General features: G+C 59.6%; 17 protein-coding genes. 4 read left to right on the top strand and 13 right to left on the bottom strand.

Annotated elements, in window-relative coordinates:
* Positions 1 to 18: 18 nt before the first annotated feature.
* The 13 genes from EI185_RS04725 to mnmL all read right to left on the bottom strand — a co-directional run bounded on the left by EI185_RS04725 (position 19) and on the right by mnmL (position 12,194).
* Positions 19 to 1,737, bottom strand: a complete 1,719-nt coding sequence (locus EI185_RS04725; protein WP_124703978.1) for an ATP-binding protein — start codon at positions 1,735 to 1,737, stop codon at positions 19 to 21.
* Complete coding sequence (locus tag EI185_RS04720; protein WP_124703977.1) at positions 1,734 to 2,114, bottom strand: ribonuclease HepT family protein; 381 nt, start codon at positions 2,112 to 2,114, stop codon at positions 1,734 to 1,736. The genes EI185_RS04725 and EI185_RS04720 overlap by 4 nt, the downstream gene beginning before the upstream one ends.
* A 189-nt stretch (positions 2,115 to 2,303) precedes the next feature.
* Positions 2,304 to 2,537: an FmdB family zinc ribbon protein gene (locus tag EI185_RS04715; RefSeq protein ID WP_124703976.1), complete on the bottom strand. Its 234-nt coding sequence runs from the start codon at positions 2,535 to 2,537 to the stop codon at positions 2,304 to 2,306.
* A 204-nt stretch (positions 2,538 to 2,741) separates the two neighbouring features.
* Complete coding sequence (locus EI185_RS04710; protein ID WP_124703975.1) at positions 2,742 to 3,428, bottom strand: anaerobic ribonucleoside-triphosphate reductase activating protein; 687 nt, start codon at positions 3,426 to 3,428, stop codon at positions 2,742 to 2,744.
* A 5-nt stretch (positions 3,429 to 3,433) separates the two neighbouring features.
* Entirely contained in the window at positions 3,434 to 3,628 is a 195-nt protein-coding gene (gene nrdD, locus EI185_RS04705; protein WP_124703974.1) for an anaerobic ribonucleoside-triphosphate reductase, read from the bottom strand.
* 33 nt (positions 3,629 to 3,661) lie between these two features.
* Positions 3,662 to 5,704 (bottom strand): ribonucleoside triphosphate reductase, encoded by a 2,043-nt coding sequence (locus EI185_RS04700; protein WP_124703973.1) that lies wholly within the window; start codon positions 5,702 to 5,704, stop codon positions 3,662 to 3,664.
* Between the two features lie 227 nt (positions 5,705 to 5,931).
* Positions 5,932 to 6,639, bottom strand: a complete 708-nt coding sequence (locus EI185_RS04695; RefSeq protein ID WP_124703972.1) for a hemerythrin domain-containing protein — start codon at positions 6,637 to 6,639, stop codon at positions 5,932 to 5,934.
* Positions 6,636 to 7,106, bottom strand: coding sequence for a ubiquinone anaerobic biosynthesis accessory factor UbiT (gene ubiT / locus EI185_RS04690; protein WP_124703971.1), 471 nt, complete (start codon positions 7,104 to 7,106; stop codon positions 6,636 to 6,638). The genes EI185_RS04695 and ubiT overlap by 4 nt, the downstream gene beginning before the upstream one ends.
* A gap of 21 nt (positions 7,107 to 7,127) precedes the next feature.
* Complete coding sequence (locus EI185_RS04685; protein ID WP_189836292.1) at positions 7,128 to 8,684, bottom strand: lipoyl protein ligase domain-containing protein; 1,557 nt, start codon at positions 8,682 to 8,684, stop codon at positions 7,128 to 7,130.
* A gap of 17 nt (positions 8,685 to 8,701) precedes the next feature.
* Entirely contained in the window at positions 8,702 to 9,331 is a 630-nt protein-coding gene (gene trhA, locus EI185_RS04680) for a PAQR family membrane homeostasis protein TrhA (RefSeq protein ID WP_223247672.1), read from the bottom strand.
* Positions 9,328 to 10,233 carry a ubiquinone anaerobic biosynthesis protein UbiV gene (gene ubiV, locus EI185_RS04675; RefSeq protein ID WP_306308270.1) on the bottom strand — a complete coding sequence of 302 codons (906 nt, stop codon included), beginning with the start codon at positions 10,231 to 10,233 and terminating at the stop codon, positions 9,328 to 9,330. Before ubiV ends, trhA begins: the two co-directional genes overlap by 4 nt.
* A 1-nt stretch (position 10,234) precedes the next feature.
* Positions 10,235 to 11,248, bottom strand: a complete 1,014-nt coding sequence (gene ubiU / locus EI185_RS04670) for a ubiquinone anaerobic biosynthesis protein UbiU (RefSeq protein WP_124703969.1) — start codon at positions 11,246 to 11,248, stop codon at positions 10,235 to 10,237.
* Complete coding sequence (mnmL, locus tag EI185_RS04665; RefSeq protein ID WP_223247671.1) at positions 11,238 to 12,194, bottom strand: tRNA modification radical SAM protein MnmL/YtqA; 957 nt, start codon at positions 12,192 to 12,194, stop codon at positions 11,238 to 11,240. Before mnmL ends, ubiU begins: the two co-directional genes overlap by 11 nt.
* Positions 12,195 to 12,380: 186 nt before the next feature.
* On the opposite strand from mnmL, the gene EI185_RS04660 reads away from it, so the two are divergent.
* From EI185_RS04660 to EI185_RS04645, 4 genes are all read left to right on the top strand, one after another.
* Positions 12,381 to 13,619: an NnrS family protein gene (locus EI185_RS04660; RefSeq protein WP_124703968.1), complete on the top strand. Its 1,239-nt coding sequence runs from the start codon at positions 12,381 to 12,383 to the stop codon at positions 13,617 to 13,619.
* A 181-nt stretch (positions 13,620 to 13,800) separates the two neighbouring features.
* A complete protein-coding gene (locus EI185_RS04655) occupies positions 13,801 to 14,250 on the top strand; it encodes a hemerythrin domain-containing protein (RefSeq protein WP_124703967.1) in 450 nt (149 codons plus the stop codon).
* Positions 14,251 to 14,256: 6 nt separating this feature from the next.
* Positions 14,257 to 14,475: a DUF2249 domain-containing protein gene (locus EI185_RS04650; RefSeq protein WP_124703966.1), complete on the top strand. Its 219-nt coding sequence runs from the start codon at positions 14,257 to 14,259 to the stop codon at positions 14,473 to 14,475.
* A complete protein-coding gene (locus tag EI185_RS04645) occupies positions 14,472 to 15,761 on the top strand; it encodes a hypothetical protein (RefSeq protein WP_223247670.1) in 1,290 nt (429 codons plus the stop codon). Before EI185_RS04650 ends, EI185_RS04645 begins: the two co-directional genes overlap by 4 nt.
* The last annotated feature ends 94 nt before the right edge of the window (positions 15,762 to 15,855 follow it).

The following is a 15,855-nucleotide window of genomic DNA, read 5'->3' as shown; positions in this document are numbered from 1 at the left end:
GCTTCTCCTGTTGCAGATTCATACGGGACAAGGCTGCTGCGCTGGCCGATCCAGTTCCATGCCGCGAAATATCGAGCAGCGCCTGAATACCTCGGAACTGGGTTTGACCTGCTTGTGGTTGCAAAACTTGGCCGCCAGCTTGGCCAGCCCTTTGATGTCGCGGCCACTGGCGCTGGGGAATAGCGCGACCAGTTCATCCAGCAGTGCGTCATCGATCTCCAGCGCGAACTGCTCCAGCATCACCTGCCAGATCCTGCGCCGCGCTTCACTGTCGGGCGGGTAATAACGGATCATGGCGATACAGCGCGAGACGATGGCCTCGTCGATGTCATCCACCCGATTGGTGGTGAGGAACAACAGACCGTTGAAATACTCCAGCACGCGCAGGAACACGCCGACCACGGCGTTCATGGCGATGTTGTCGTCACGGCGCTTGATGTAGACATCCGCTTCGTCGATCAGCATCACCGCCCCCCAGCGCTGCGCCCGGGTCAGCACGTCCTTGAGCGCGGTCTCCATCGCGGCCACGTTCAGCCCCAGTTGCCCGGAGTGCACGCGGTACAAGGGACGCTGGATGATTTCCGAATAGACTTCGGCGGTCAGCGTCTTGCCCACGCCAGCCGGGCCGGCGCACAGCACGGTGGTGCCGCCGGACTTGCCGGCCACGATGTCGTCCATCAGCACATCCATCTCGGCGGTCAGGATGTCGATGAGATCGGTCTGCTCCGGCGGCAGGATCAGCTTCTGCTTCAATGCCGGCTGGTATTCGTAGGGTGCGATGTCGTCCACATGCACCCACAGGTAGTGGTGCAGATCGAGGTGGAACATGAAGATGTAGGGATGCATCGGCAGTTGAGTGAACAGACCCTTGGGCATCGCAGCCCGGGATTCGCCGACTTCCGTTTCTGCATTGTATTGATTGCTCTTCGCCGCCTTGCGCAGATACGGGCCGAGGATATCCCCCGTCGCTTCCAGCGTGGTGGTGCGCGCACTCAGGATACTCTCGTCGTTCACCAGCCGGGTGACACCGCCGCCGGAGGACAGCACCACCACGTCCTTGCGCGACCAGTCGGTGTCGCGGTGGGTCGCGGTCGGGTCTTCGGCGTAAAAACCGGTGCCCTGGGCGGAGAACTGCGCGCCATACTGGCCGCGCCAGTCGAAATAGCGCGCTACGCTATCGTCGTAAGCGCTGATCAGTTCGTCGCTTTCGCGCACGTAGCCCTTGGCGGCGAAAATTTCCGCCACCGTCTTGCCGACGATGTCGGTGGCGGAAATGCGGAAGGTCGCTGTGGCGAGCGTGCCCTTGGCATTGGCCCTGAGTTCCAGCACCACCTTGCCGGTCTCGTCGTTGGACGACGCGATGTAGTCGAGACGGGTGACCACATAGGCCAGCGGTTTGTCCGATACGTTCACCCGAAACAGCCAGCCACGCAGGGCATCCGTCGCCAGGTAGCAAGCAATCGCCGGCATCAGCATTTCCAGATCGTCGTCCGGACCAAAGCGGGTGCCCTGGCCATCGAACGCCCGTTGCAGCGTGGCGAGTTGCGCCGCGCGGGTGCGCATGCCAGGACCGGCTTCGCGGTAGAGCTCGCCGAGGAAACCCAGTTCGATGCCGGAGAGCTGGTTGAACGGCATCGTGACCTTGTTGCCGAAGCGCAACTGGTCCTGAAGCGGCGCGAGGCGCGGGAATTCCGTAATCATGGCCTCGACATAAGGCCGCTCGATCTGCAGATTCATGCTCTTGCTCCGCCCGCATCAGCCAATGGCTTGCATTCGAAAATCTCCGGCTGCTCTTTACGGTAGACCTGCAGCCACATCAGCGTGGCCGGTACCAGAGAACTCACGGCGAACCACAGCGCCTCCTGTTCTGCGCCCTTGTCGGCGCCGAGTTGACGCGCGACGATGCGCCACCCCGCCCAGTCCACTTCGGCGAGCATGGTTTGCATCTGTGGCGGCAGACTGGCTGCGCTCCCGCTGATGATCTTTACCTGGCGCAGTGTTTCCGCGCGGGTAAGACGCGAGGCGAGGAATTCATCCTGTTCCAGCCCCTCGGTCAGGGTGAGCACGGCAACTCCCGCCTGTTCGATAATCGATAGCAGCGATGCATTCAACATGAGCGAGCTCCCGGAAACCTGTTTCGGCGCGTGGTGCGGCGGCGTCGAAACGCGCAGCCCGGCATCTCGAGCAAGCCGCATCCCAGGGGAAGTCCGTGCCTATTCATGGAACTGCGCCAGGTGCAATGTCGGGCTTTGTCGCAAATACAACAAAACCGCAGCGCGATTCCGTGCGTGGACGCATGCCTGTCATTTGCGCCGGGGCCGCTCCGATGGAGCGTAGTTGCTGAAGTGGCCCTCGCGGGCGGCCTGAACGCGTGCGCGCGTGAGCATCGCTTTGGTCTTGCCCGGAGACGCCGGTAGCGACATCAGCTTCTCTACTTCGGCACTCCCGCATTCAGGGCACACGCAAGCGGTCGATCCGCGCACCAGCAACTCGAAATCACAGTTGCATTCTTTGCAGTGAAACTCGTATAGCGGCATTCATCCTCCTGTAGCGTTTGCGACAAACGGCTTGTACAGGCAGGTATAAGCAAAAATAAGGCCTGTTTCACTGAGCAGTGATCCAGCAAATCCGGGTAACGTTGTTAAGTGGGAAACTCCGGGTGCGAAACCGGGGCGATTCGCAAGGACGAAATTTGTTCAGTTTCAGGATCTGCTGCGGTACGCAAACCGAAGCAACTCCGGTTAAGCCTTGCGCACGGAAAATTGCCGGAATTGCTGGCTCATGCGTTCCACCGTGCCGCAGCGCAGGTAGGCTGGAGCGGTCGGGGGCAAGGGCTCGGCACATCCCTGTTGCCTGAATTCCTGCAGAACGTAATGCTGCGCGCCCATTGCGGCCAGTTCACGGCCCAAGGCGGCCAGCGCTTCCCGGCTCAGCAACGCTGAATGCACCGTGGTGCGAAACTCGTAATCGACGCCGCTATCCAGAATCCAGCGCGCACTATTCCTGGCTTTCGCACCACTGCCTGCTACACCGGTGATCTGCTCATAATCGGCAAACGGCGCCTTGATATCCATGCCCACCCAATTGAACAATGGGAGCAGTTCGCGCAGCCGCTCCGGGTACATGCCGGCCGTATGCAAACCCACCTTGAACCCCAGCGCCTTCACCGCGCGCGCCGCTTCGGCCAGTCCGTCCTGCAGCGTCGGCTCACCGCCGCTGAACACGACCGCATCCAGCAGACCGCGGCGCCGCCCGAGAAAATCCACCACCTCGTCCCACGCCATGGCGGGGGGTGCGCCCGCCGCCAGCAGATGCGGATTATGACAATAGTGGCAATGCCATGGACAGCCCTGGCAGAACACCACCGCCGCAAAACAGCCCGGATAATCGGTGGCGGAATAAGGCGTGAGACCGCCAATACGCAGCATGGCGGTTAGTGCTCCAGTTCGGCACAGCGCTCCTGGAAAAATTTGCGCTCGTGGTGCTCGCCCTTCTTGCCGATATTGAAGGACGCCACCGGGCGGTGGTATCCCATCACCCGCGTCCATATTTCGCAGGGCTGGCGTTCCTCATCCGGCAAAACAAAGGTGTCGGCGTTCAGTTTGGACTGACTGGATAGATCGATCATGATGCGCTCCTTTTCTGGTTTGGCTGTTTGCAATCACGCTGCCATGCAGCGCTGTTTTTCTGCGATCTTTTCCTGATCGCATTTCGGGCAGAACTTGTATTCGCCTTCCAGGTAGCCATGCTTCGGGCAAATCGAGAAAGTCGGCGTCACCGTGATGTAGGGCAGTCCGAAGCGCTCCAGCGCACGTTTTACCAGGGTCTTGCAGGCCTGGGCGCTGGACAGGCGTTCCGTCATGTACAGATGCAGCACGGTGCCGCCGGTGTATTTCTTCTGCAATACCTCCTGCCGTTCCAGCGCCTCGAACGGGTCGTCGGTAAACCCCACCGGCAGTTGCGAGGAATTGGTGTAATAAGGCATGTCTTTCGTCCCCGCCTGGAGGATGTCCGGGAAGCGCTTGCGGTCCTCCTTGGCGAAGCGATAGGTGGTGCCTTCTGCCGGCGTCGCCTCCAGGTTGTACATGTGCCCGGTTTCGTCCTGGAAGCTCAGCATCCGGGCGCGCACGTGATCGAGCAGGCGCAGTGCGAACTGGTATCCCCAGGCTGTGGTGATGTCTTCGGCGCCGTCGCTGAAATTGCGGATCATCTCGTTGATGCCGTTCACCCCGAGGGTGGAGAAATGGTTGCGCAGCGTACCCAGGTAGCGTTTGGTATAGGGAAACAGGCCGGCATCCATGTGGCGCTGGATCACCTTGCGCTTGATCTCCAGGCTGTTCTTGCCGATTTCCAGCAGCTCGTCGAGACGGGCATGCAGAGCCGCCTCGTCGCCATTATGGAGATAACCCAGGCGGGCGCAATTGATGGTGACCACGCCTATCGAGCCGGTCTGCTCGGCGCTGCCGAACAGGCCGTTGCCGCGCTTGAGCAGCTCGCGCAGGTCGAGCTGCAGGCGGCAGCACATGGAGCGCACCATGTTCGGTTTGAGCTCTGAATTGATGAAGTTCTGGAAATACGGCAGGCCGTATTTCGCCGTCATCTCGAACAGCAGCCCGGCATTCTCGCTGTCCCACGGAAACTCGGGCGTGATGTTGTAGGTGGGAATGGGAAATGTGAACACCCGTCCCTTGGCGTCGCCGGTGGTCATTACCTCAATGTAGGCGCGGTTGATCATGTCCATCTCGGACTGGAGATCGCCGTAGGTAAAAGGCATCTCGCGCCCGCCGATAACGGGCACCTGCTCCTTGAGGTCGTCCGGGCAGGTCCAGTCGAAGGTGAGGTTGGTGAACGGCGTCTGCGTGCCCCAGCGCGACGGCACGTTGAGGTTGTAGATCAGTTCCTGGATGCATTGCTTGACCTCGCCATAGGGCAGATTGTCGTTGCGGATAAACGGTGCCATGTAGGTGTCGAAGGAGCTGAATGCCTGGGCGCCGGCCCATTCGTTTTGCAGGGTGCCAAGAAAGTTGACGATCTGCCCCACCGCGCTCGACATGTGCTTGGGCGGCCCCGCCTCCACCTTGCCGGGCACGCCGTTGAGGCCCTCGTTGAGCAGGGTGCGCAGCGACCAGCCGGCGCAGTAGCCGGCCAGCATGTCCAGGTCGTGCACGTGAATGTCGCCGTCGCGGTGTGCCTGCCCCACCTCCGGCGGGTAAACGTGGCTCAGCCAGTAATTGGCCACCACCTTGCCCGACACGTTGAGAATCAGCCCGCCCAGGCTGTAGCCCTGGTTGGCATTGGCATTCACGCGCCAGTCCTGCTGCTCCAGGTATTCGTTGATGGAAGTCGCCACATCCACCAGGGTGTTGCGGTCCTGGCGCAGTTTCTTGTGCTGCTCGCGGTAGACGATATAGGCGCGCGCGGTGTTGAGATGGTTGGCGGAAATCAGCACCTGCTCCACCACGTCCTGAACGCTTTCGATGGCCGGCGAATCGCTGCGGAATTTGTGGATCAGCACCTTGACCACCTGGGCGGTAAGCAGCCCTGCTTCGCTGGCGTCGAATTCGCCGCTGGCCTGGCCGGCGCGCTGGATGGCGGAGCGAATCTTGTCGGCATCGAAGGTTGCGCGGGTGCCATCGCGCTTGATGACTGCGGAGGGTAAGGAAACGAGCACACTGCCCGGATGTTCTGCTGCATGGCTTGCCATGATTTCTCCTTTGCATAGCCGGTTGCACAATACGCCGCGTACGGTATTTATAAACACTACGACAACACAATATGTTGTGTTGTCGTTAAGTAAACATACGCCATATTGCGGTTATGTCAAGAGCATGATGGCTTTAAGTTGGTGCCGTTATTTCATTCGGCCTGAGACGCAAGTACGAGGCGGGGCAGCCGGAAATTTTTTGCACAAACTCCATGCCCAGATGCCGGTTATTGCTGCATGTTTGACAATATTTTCTGGACGCGCGTCAGCAGCGCCTGTCTGTCCTCCGGTGCCGCCATGCGCAAGGCGATGTCCCATTGCGGAAACAGATTCTGCTCTTCGCGGTGTTCATGCTTGGCCAGTACGCCGGACAGAATCGCCAGGAAAGGCGATACTTCCCAGGCCTGTACCGGTTCTTCGCCCGCAAACAGGGATTCGATATTCGCGGTCTGGGCAAGAATATCGCCATGCTCGTGCAGCATGATGGCAACCGGTTCAGCGTCGGGTATACGGAAGCTGGGTGCCAGAATGTCGTTTTCGACCTGAATATGCCGTTTCAAACCGGCCGCGAATTCCATGACCAGCGGTGCCGCTTCGCTTGTCTTGCCCGCATTCACCAACTGCAGCGACAAACCGAACAATTCGTCCAGACGCTGGTGATCGCGGCTGAGGATGTCCATCAAATCGCGCGGCGCGACATCCTCGCGATGGCGAATCAGCACCCGCCACTCGCCGGTTTCTTCTGCGCTGATCTGCCAGCTCAGATTATGGCGCAATTGCAGGTTCAGGCTTTGCAGCATCAGCGACGGTTCTTCCCTGAGCAGCAAATGCACGGTTTCACCCCGTTGCAGATCCTTGACGGCAAGGAGCGCGGCCGTTTGCAGCCGGCTCGCCGCCACCGGGCATAAATCGATTACGCTTTCCTGTGTATTCATGACAGCAGTTCCGCCCTGATTTTTATCCGCACACTATCCGGCAGCCAGCGCAGGATGAATAATTGTGACGTCTCTACCGAATCCAGTATGTTTTTGATCAGCAAGCCAAGCTCGGTGTCGCCTTCCATATACAGGCGCCGTCCGAAGAACAGCGTGTCGGGATCTTCCGCGCGCAAGGCCAGCCTGAGAAAATCGCGCGCGCACGCGCCGATGGTCAAATCCGGTGTCTGGCTGAAGCGCCGCGCGACAAAGCCGCGATGATTGGCGCCGAGAAAGAAAGCCAGCCTGGCGTCTGTCACCCGGATGCACACCGATTTATCCTGCAACGGCAACAGCTGTTCCGGCTGGATGCCGCGCCCCAGCACCCGATTCAGCGCTGCCGCCAGCAATACCGAATGCGGTGCAGGCGGCAGCAGCGCAAGCGCGTCGGCAATCGCTGCGGGTAAAACAGAATTTTGTTGTTTCATGTTGACTCTCGCCTTACCCTTTCACCCCGCGCGTGGCACGAATTTAATCACCTGATGCAATACTTCCGTATCCAGTTGCGCCTGTGCCTGAAACTGGCCGGCATAGGCCAGCTCTTCCTGTTTTAACTCGTAGCAGTTTGAACCGCTGATATCCATCAGCAGCGCGGGCATGCCCGCCTGTAGAAATGCACGGTGGCGCTTGATAAAAAAACTACTGCAACACATGCCGATGTAGGCCCCGACATCACGTGCCTTCATATCAGAAAGCGTTGCTACAAGATGCTCATAATGGGTAACTGTGGTCACCTGCATGCCACGCTCCCGCGCCAGGCGATAAGCCTCCCCGACCTCGCACAGCCCGCATTCGGTGCAGCCGTCGCGTGTACGCCACTTGCACCAGGCCGGTTTTGCGCAGTACGGCACCAGCATGACGCTGGCCTGGTTCAAAATCTGCCGCGCGCTTACTGCTTGCTGGCTATATATCATCAGGGCGTTAAGCTGCTTGCTGCTGAGTTGCACGTCGCGGCGCAGGGACAGCTTGTCCAGCAGGATATGTAATAGCCGCACCACATCTTGCGCACCAAATCCCAGCGTATCCACACCGTTATCGCGGAAAAAATCCACCATGCACTGCTGTGTATGCGCTATCGGCAAACCTTGCAGCGCACGCTGTAATTTGCACAACAAATCGCCGGGATCAAGGTGGATATCACCGCCAATTTCTATCCATTCAATCCGCTTTCCTTCGCCATCAAAAACGGCGCGCGCGCGCAGTGTTCCACCCGGCGTTTTCCACAGCGATTCCAGTGCTGAGGTCCGGTCTTCCCGCCAATCAATTTGATGGGCTGCAGCGCTTTCCTCAGCCAGAGCATCGCATTGCGGTATGTGCGCCCCGCTGCCCTTCGTCCTGCCGCCGAATTGCAGTCTCAGCCCAGTCGATAAGCCGTGGATTATGGCCGCCTGGATTTTTTCCAAATCAGGAATTTTTCCCAAACACTCCTTGACGGTGATCAAGCGTTCGCGCGCAGCGGACAGCCCGTCAGGGGACAATTTCTCGGTGGGCACGCGCAGCGCTTCCAGCATGGTTCGAATATCGGCATCCAGCAGCAATGTGCCTTGCAACAGCAAGGATTCTGCTTCGCTGGCGGCAAACAGGGTGGCAATTTTGCGCCCCTCGATTTCCAGGTCGTTCGGATAGGCGTAGCGCGCACTAATGCCCAGGCGTTTCAATCCTTTCGCCAATGCTCTGGAAAACAGCGCAAGCAATTGTTCAAGACCAAGCTGACGCCAGGTGTGTGGCCGCTTCAGAATCAGCGACCAGCCCAATTGCCGGGGATCCAGATAAATCGCGCCGCCGCCGCTGAGCCGCCGCACCAGCGCAATGTCATTGCTACGACAGTAATCGATGCGCAGTTCACGGTCGATAATCTGGTGGCGCCCCACACTTGCGCTCGGCAAGCTGCGGTAAAACCGCAACTGATCCGGGCAAGCGCCCTGCGCATGCAAATCCAGGTAATGCCGGTCGATAGCGTTATTCGCGGGCCCGCTCTGCAAGCCGCTGTCCAGTACCATAATCATAGGAAGCTCAATCACTTTCATGCCACATAGAAAAGTATGGCGAAATAATGGCAGGCACTACCGGCCAGCACGAACAAATGCCAGATACCGTGCCCATGCTTTATCCACCGTTCCAGCGCGTAAAAAACAATGCCCACGGTGTAGAACACACCACCCGCCAGCAGCCACGCGAAGCCGGCATGTGGCAGGGCATTCAACAATGGCTTCAGGGCAATCAAAGCGAGCCATCCCATGGCTAGATAAATCACCACCGGCAGAATTCTGCGTTTCCCCCAAGGCAGTGAGTCCACCACAATTCCCAGCACCGCCATGCCCCAGATCACGCCAAACAGCGACCACCTCCAGGCCCCATGCAGCGTTACCAGGGTAAACGGAGTGTAGGTGCCGGCAATCAGCAGGTAGATCGCATAATGATCCAGCTTGCGAAACACATCCTTGGCTCTGCCGCGCAGGCTGTGATACAGGGTGGAAAACAGATACAGCAACAGCAGCATCGCGCCATAAACGCTGAAGCTGACGATCTTCCACGGATTGCCCTGTCCCGCTGCCAGCACAATGAGCACGGCCGCACCGCCAGCCGCAAGCGCCGCGCCTATGAGATGGCTGTAGCTATTGAATCGTTCGCCCTGCTCCATCGCGGTGCTCATGTTTTGCTCGATATATGACTCTGCTCCAGCCCGGCGCTGCCTCGCCAGTAACCGTCGCACATGCCATCCGGCATGAGCTTATCCATTTGCAGCAATGCGCTGTGTGGCGTGCATGGCTGATCCATGCAGGTGCGGAACAAGCTGATGATTTTCGCGCTGTGGGCAATCTGCGGACTGATGCGCAGCACATCCACGCCCATGCTGCGCAGGGTATCCAGCTCGCCGATCAGGTTATAGGTGCGCGCGGATTGCGTCTGAATGCCGTTCAACACCAGAAAAGGCTGATCCTCGCGCGTGCGCATGGATAACCCGTTGGGATAATCCAGGCAGCGGAACTGGCAATCGTCCTTGGGCAGGTTATGGGCGCGCGCGGTAAAACAGCGTGCCGAAAAAGCCAGCGGCAATCTGCCGTAGACGAATACTTCCGTTTCCATCCCGGCAGGGCGCATGCGCTGTATCGGGGCGAGCATGGCGCCCGACATTTCCGGCGGCATTACCCAGCGCTGTGCGCCCAGCGTGGCCAGAAGACTCAGGCTGCGGTCATTGTAAACATTGAGATGCGGCCCGGCGACAAACGGCATCTTGCCGGCCAGCAGGTGTACCGCGCCCATGTCGTTTGCTTCCACCATAAAGCTGCCGTTATCCGCAATGTTGCGCAGGCTCTTCAGGTCCGATTCGGATTCAATCAACACCTGCGTGGAAAGCACCACCTGCTTGCCCGCGGCAGTCAGCTTCGCGGCAACGTCCAGCCAATCCTGCAAGCGCAGGTTGTGGCGCCGGGAGCACACGGTTTCGCCCAGATACACGATATCCACCGGTGTGGCGGCAATTTCCTGGTAAAAATCCAGCAGCGTATCGCGTGCCCAATAATATAAAACCGGCCCGAGTGCGAGTTTCATCATTTTATTTCCATGGCCTGTGATAGGCGCCCAGTGTGTGTTGCTGTCCTTCGGCCACTTTATTCAGTTCGGCCATCCATGCCGCTTTCACAACATAGTTGTGCGGCTCGCGCCGGCAGGCATCAATCGCATCGCGCCACACCCGCGTTACTTGCGCTACGTATGCCGGGCTGCGCTGCCGCCCCTCGATTTTGATGGCGGCGATGCCGATGCGCATCAGCTCCGGCAACAGCTCCAGCGTGTTGAGGCTGGCTGGTTCCTCAATGGCGTAATAGGTTTCCTCGCCCACCTTGAAACGCCCCTTGCACAAGGTCGGGTAACCGGCATTTTCAGTATCGGCATAACGGTCTATCAATACGTCATTGAGCCGGGATTCCAGGCCTTGCGCGGTTTGTTTCCAGCGCACCGCCTTGGCGGGAGAGCACACGCCGCAGGTGTTGGGCGATTCCCCGGTAACATAAGACGACAGCGTGCAACGCCCTTCCACCATGACGCACAGGCTGCCGAAGCCGAATACTTCGATTTCCACCGAGGTATGTTGGCGCAGGTGTTCAACCTGCGCCATGGAAAGCACGCGCGGCAGCACGGCGCGGCTGATGCCGAACTGCTTCTGGTAAAAATTGATCGCCTCGTAGTTGGTCGCGGAACCCTGCACCGACAAATGCCGGCGCAGCTGCGGATGATGCTCGGCGGCGTATTGCATCAATCCCAGATCAGCCAGAATGATCGCATCCACCCCCAGGTCGGCGGCCTGATCCACCGCATCTTGCCAGCGTTGCCAATTCCCGGTTTGCGGGTAAGTGTTCAGCGCCACCAGGACTTTTGCCCCGGCTGAATGGGCAAAACGTATGCCCTCGCGGGCGGCGCTGGCGTCGAAATTCAGACCGGCGAAGTTGCGCGCGTTGGTGCCGTCGCGGAAGCCGATGTAAACGCAATCGGCGCCGTTATCCACTGCGGCTTTCAATGCAGTCAGACTGCCTGCCGGACATACCAGGTCCAGCTTCGCTTCAGGCGACATAAGCCCATTCCTTTGCATAGTGTGGATCCTGCGCGAACTCGCCCTGGCGGTGGTTGCGCCGGCGCAGTTCGCCTTCGATGCCGTTCAGCACATTCCATTTCTGCGAGCACCAGGCTGGCGCCAGCAGAATATCCTGCGCCGCCGTGCCGGTTACCCGGTGGAACACGATGTGCGCCGGCGTGCGTTCGATCAGATCGGCGGCGATGCGCAGGTAGTCGCCCATGGCGAGGGGCGAATATTCGCCGCGCCGCCACTGGTTCGCCAGCAGGGTGCCTTTCACCACGTGCAATGGATGCAGCTTCAGGCCGTCCACGCCCAGCGCCAGCACCATATCGAGGCTGGTGTGATAGTGCGCGTCGCTTTCGCCAGGCAGGCCGAGGATAAGGTGGGTACACACCGGAATGCCACGCCGTCGGGCAGCTACCACGGCGGTCTGGTATTCCGCCAGACCGTGCCCGCGATTGACGCGCGCAAGCGTTTCGTCAAACGCGGATTGCAGCCCCAGTTCCAGCCACACCTCCATCCCCTCCGCGCGGTAACCGACGAGCAGATCGAGCACTGCATCCGGCACACAATCCGGGCGCGTGCCCACCGCCAGGCCGATCACGTCCGGCTCGGACAGGGCTTCCCGATAAAGCGCGTCCAGTTGCTGCACGCTGGCGTAGGTATTGGTGTAGGCTTGAAAATAGGCAATGAAGCGCCGCGCGCGGGTACGCCTGGCAATTGCGCGCCGCCCGGAGGCAAGCTGGCTGGCAATGGAAGGCGCGTTACGGCCGTTGGGACTGAACGAGGCGTTATTGCAGAATGTGCAGCCGCCGATGCCTTTGCTGCCGTCCCGGTTGGGGCAGGTAAAACCGGCGTCAAGCGCGATCTTGTGCACCCGCTGGCCATGGCGCCGCAGCATGAACTGTCCGAATGTGTGGATGTAGTCAGAAAGCGCCATCATCTTTTGACTGCAAAGCAGGGAGTCGCATTCCTATTGGTAATTGACGATGTCAGGATACGTTAATCGCTGATACACCGACTTGATATAGATCAAGGTTTGGATGCGTTGCGCACGTTAGCATGCAAAAAAATGGCTAAAGTTAACTTCGATTTTCCCAGGACGAACGGCGCTAGCAAGGAAGGCACTATGAACAAGCCTCTATCAGTCTGGCAGCAGATCGCTGTCGCGCCTCACCGCAGCATGTTCCTGATTGGAGCGCTGCAGGGCGTGGCGGCAATGTTGTGGTGGGTGTTCGATCTGGCCGGGCGTTACGGTATCGCAGGCAGCGCGACGGCTTGGAGTATCGCGCCGGTCTGGGCGCATGCCTTTTTGATGATGTACGGCTTTTTCCCGTTTTTTATTTTCGGCTTTCTGTTCACCACTTACCCCAACTGGATGAATGCGGGAAAAATTCCACCGCGTCATGCCTTCAGCGCCAGCCTGCTGATGGCGGGAGGCGTCGTGCTGTTTTACCTCGGTCTGATGATGGGGAAACCGGTCGCTGCCGCGGGTGTGGCGGTGATGCTGGCCGGATGGGGCATAGCGGTGTATGCGTTGTTGCGCGTCCTGTTCAATGCCCCGCGCCAGGACAAGCGCCACCCGGCCGTGACCAGCGTAGCGCTGGTATTCGGCTGGCTCGGGATGGCTGCCTATCTGCTGTGGCTGCTGACCGGGCAAGCCCTGCTGCTGGATTTCGCCCGCACTGCCGGCATCTGGTTTTTCCTGCTGCCGATTGTCATGACCGTGAACCATCGCATGATCCCGTTCTTTTCCAGCCGGGTGCTGGAAAACTACGTGGTGGTCAGGCCGTACTGGATACTCTGGCTGATGCTCGCCTGTACAGCGGGACATGGAATATTGCTGCTGCGGGAAGCTCACGCCTACCTGTGGCTGGCCGACCTGCCGCTGGCCGCTTGCGCACTGTATTTGTCTTTCACCTGGGGATTGCTGCGCAGTTTCCGCGTCAGCCTGCTGGCAGTACTGCATATCGCGTTTGCCTGGCTGGGTCTGGCCATGCTGCTGTTCGGCGCGCAGAGCCTGGCACTTTTTGCGAGCGCAGACGATCCGGTGTGGTTCGGCCTGGCACCGCTGCACGCGCTGACCATCGGCTATTTCGCCAGCATGGTACTGGGCATGGTCTCGCGCGTCACGCTCGGCCATGCCGGCCAGCCGCTGGTGCTGGACCGGCTCACCTGGCTGCTGTTTATCGGGTTTCAAGGCTCGGCACTGATCCGGGTGCTGGCCGACATCGTCCCCGCAGCCGCCCGCCTGGCGCCGGATTTGTACCTGCTGGCGGGATTGGTCTGGCTGGCCTGCTTCGTTCCGTGGGCGGCGCACTACATCCCCTATTACTGGCGGCCGCGCGCCGATGGCAAGCCCGGCTGATGCGACACCAGCCGCTGCGGACAGCCCAATTTCCGTGCGTGCTCCGTGCCCGGTCTGAAAAATCATTCAGAACGGCAATCAAGGAAAACTTGATATAAGTCAAGGTGCTTCGCGTTCGGAAACTTGCATACTTGCACTCCGCAAACAGCACTTAAACGGAAACAAAGACAAGGAGTATGCCGTGGAAACAATCAGCAACTATCTCGCTTCGGATCATCGCCAGTGCGATGACTATTTCGCTATGGCGGAGGAATTCGCGGCAAAGCAGGACTGGCCTGCCACAACTGCGAGTTTTGAACAGTTCCACTCCGCCATGGCCCATCACTTCGGGATGGAGGAGCAGGTGCTGTTCCCTGCATTCGAGCGCGAAACGGGAAACACCATGGGCCCCACACGGATGATGCGCATGGAGCATGAACAAATGCGCGATCTGTTCACACACATGGCCGCTGCCGTTGCAGCGCAGGATGCGGATGAATATGCGGGACTTTCCGAAACCCTGCTGATCATGCTCCAGCAGCATAATCTCAAGGAGGAGCAGGTACTTTATCCGATGTCGGACCAGGCGCTCGGCGCCAGGGTGCCGGAATTGCTCAAGCAGATGAAAGAGGCTCCCGGCAGCGCCGGGTAATGCGTCATGGCGGGCGAAATAACCCTGGATGTGCGCGGCCTGGATCCACCCGAGCCGCTGGTGAAGGCGCTGACCGCACTGGAAACCCTGCCGCCCGGCGATCGGCTGCGCATGGTGCACAACCGCGAACCTTTCCCGCTGTACGGCATATTGCAGGAAGATGGCTATCAGTACCGCACCGAAACCTTTGCGGATGGACATCTTGAAATAATCATCTGGCGGTGAATGCGCCCATTTCCAGCCTGTCTCTGCAGCAGGCGCCACCGATTTCGGTTCCTTTCAGATTCTTTCTCAGCGCGCCGCTGTTTCTATTGCTGGCAGCCCTGATATTGCTGATTTCCGGCCCGCAGGCGCTGGTGTCGCGCTGGACTCCTGCCCTGCTTGCGCTGACGCATCTGGTCACACTGGGTTTCCTGACCATGACCATGATCGGCGCACTGATGCAAATGTTCCCGGTGCTGGCGGATTCGCCCATGCCGCAACCGCGGCGGGTAGCCTGGATGGTGCATGTTCCGTTGGTTGCAGGCACGGCAATGCTGGCATCCGGCCTGTTTTTTTCGCAAACCGTCCTGCTCGATGCTGCCATTTTCCTGCTGGCGTTTGCGCTTGGCGTATTCCTGATCGCGGCCGCTTACAGCCTCGCAGCTTCACGAGTGCGCCATGCCACAATACACGCCATGCGTTTTGCCGGCATCGCCTTGATGCTCACCGTTGGGCTGGGCATTGCGCTTGCCGGTACGCTGAGCGGTGACTTCCATTTCCCGGTGCAGGAACTCGTCAGATTGCATGTGGCGTGGGGTCTGCCGGGCTGGGTTGGCCTGCTGGTAATGGGTGTGGCGTACCAAGTGGTGCCCATGTTCCAGTTGACGCCGGCCTACCCTGCCCGACTTACCCGATGGCTCGGCGGCTCGGTGTTTTTGTTGCTGTGCGCGGGATCCCTGACGTCGCTGACATCCCCGCTGCTGGCGTCATGGGGCGACTCGCTCGCTGCGGGCGGTATAGCCATCGGATTCGCCGTATTTGCTGGCGCCACCTTGTATTTGCAGGCAAAAAGACGACGCAGAATAGTCGATGTCACCCAGCAATTCTGGCGCATTGGCATGCTCAGCCTGCTCAGCGCCGTTGCGCTCTGGGGGGGCGCTCAACTGTTGACCGGAATCGCGGCAGATTCGCGTTACCCTATCGTTTTGGGTGTGCTGTTCATGTTTGGTTTTGCGGTGTCGGTGGTCAGCGGCATGCTGTACAAGATTGTGCCGTTCCTGATCTGGTTTCATCTGCAAGGCGGTCTGCCCAAGGGCAGTGCGGTTCCCAACATGAAACAGATCATCTCCGGCCACGCGGCGCGGCGCCAGATGCAAGCGCACCTGGCAACACTGCTGTTGCTGCTCGGCAGCATTGCATGGCCTGCGCTGGTTTACCCGGCCGCGCTGACGTTGGGCTTCGCCTCTTGCCTGCTGTGGCTGAACCTGTTCGCCGCAACGCGGCTGTATCTGAAGTTTGCCCGTTTATGAAAGCGCGGGCATCCTGCCATTCAGCAGATATTCCAGCAGTTCCCGCACCGGCCGGATGGCCGCACCGAACGGCAGGCTTTCCGAGCCCCTGAAG

Source organism: Sulfuriferula multivorans (genome assembly GCF_003851125.1).
Taxonomy (GTDB): Bacteria; Pseudomonadota; Gammaproteobacteria; order Burkholderiales; family Sulfuriferulaceae; genus Sulfuriferula; species Sulfuriferula multivorans.
The sequence above is the reverse complement of the archived record's forward strand: the minus strand, read 5'-3'. Positions and strand labels throughout refer to the sequence as shown.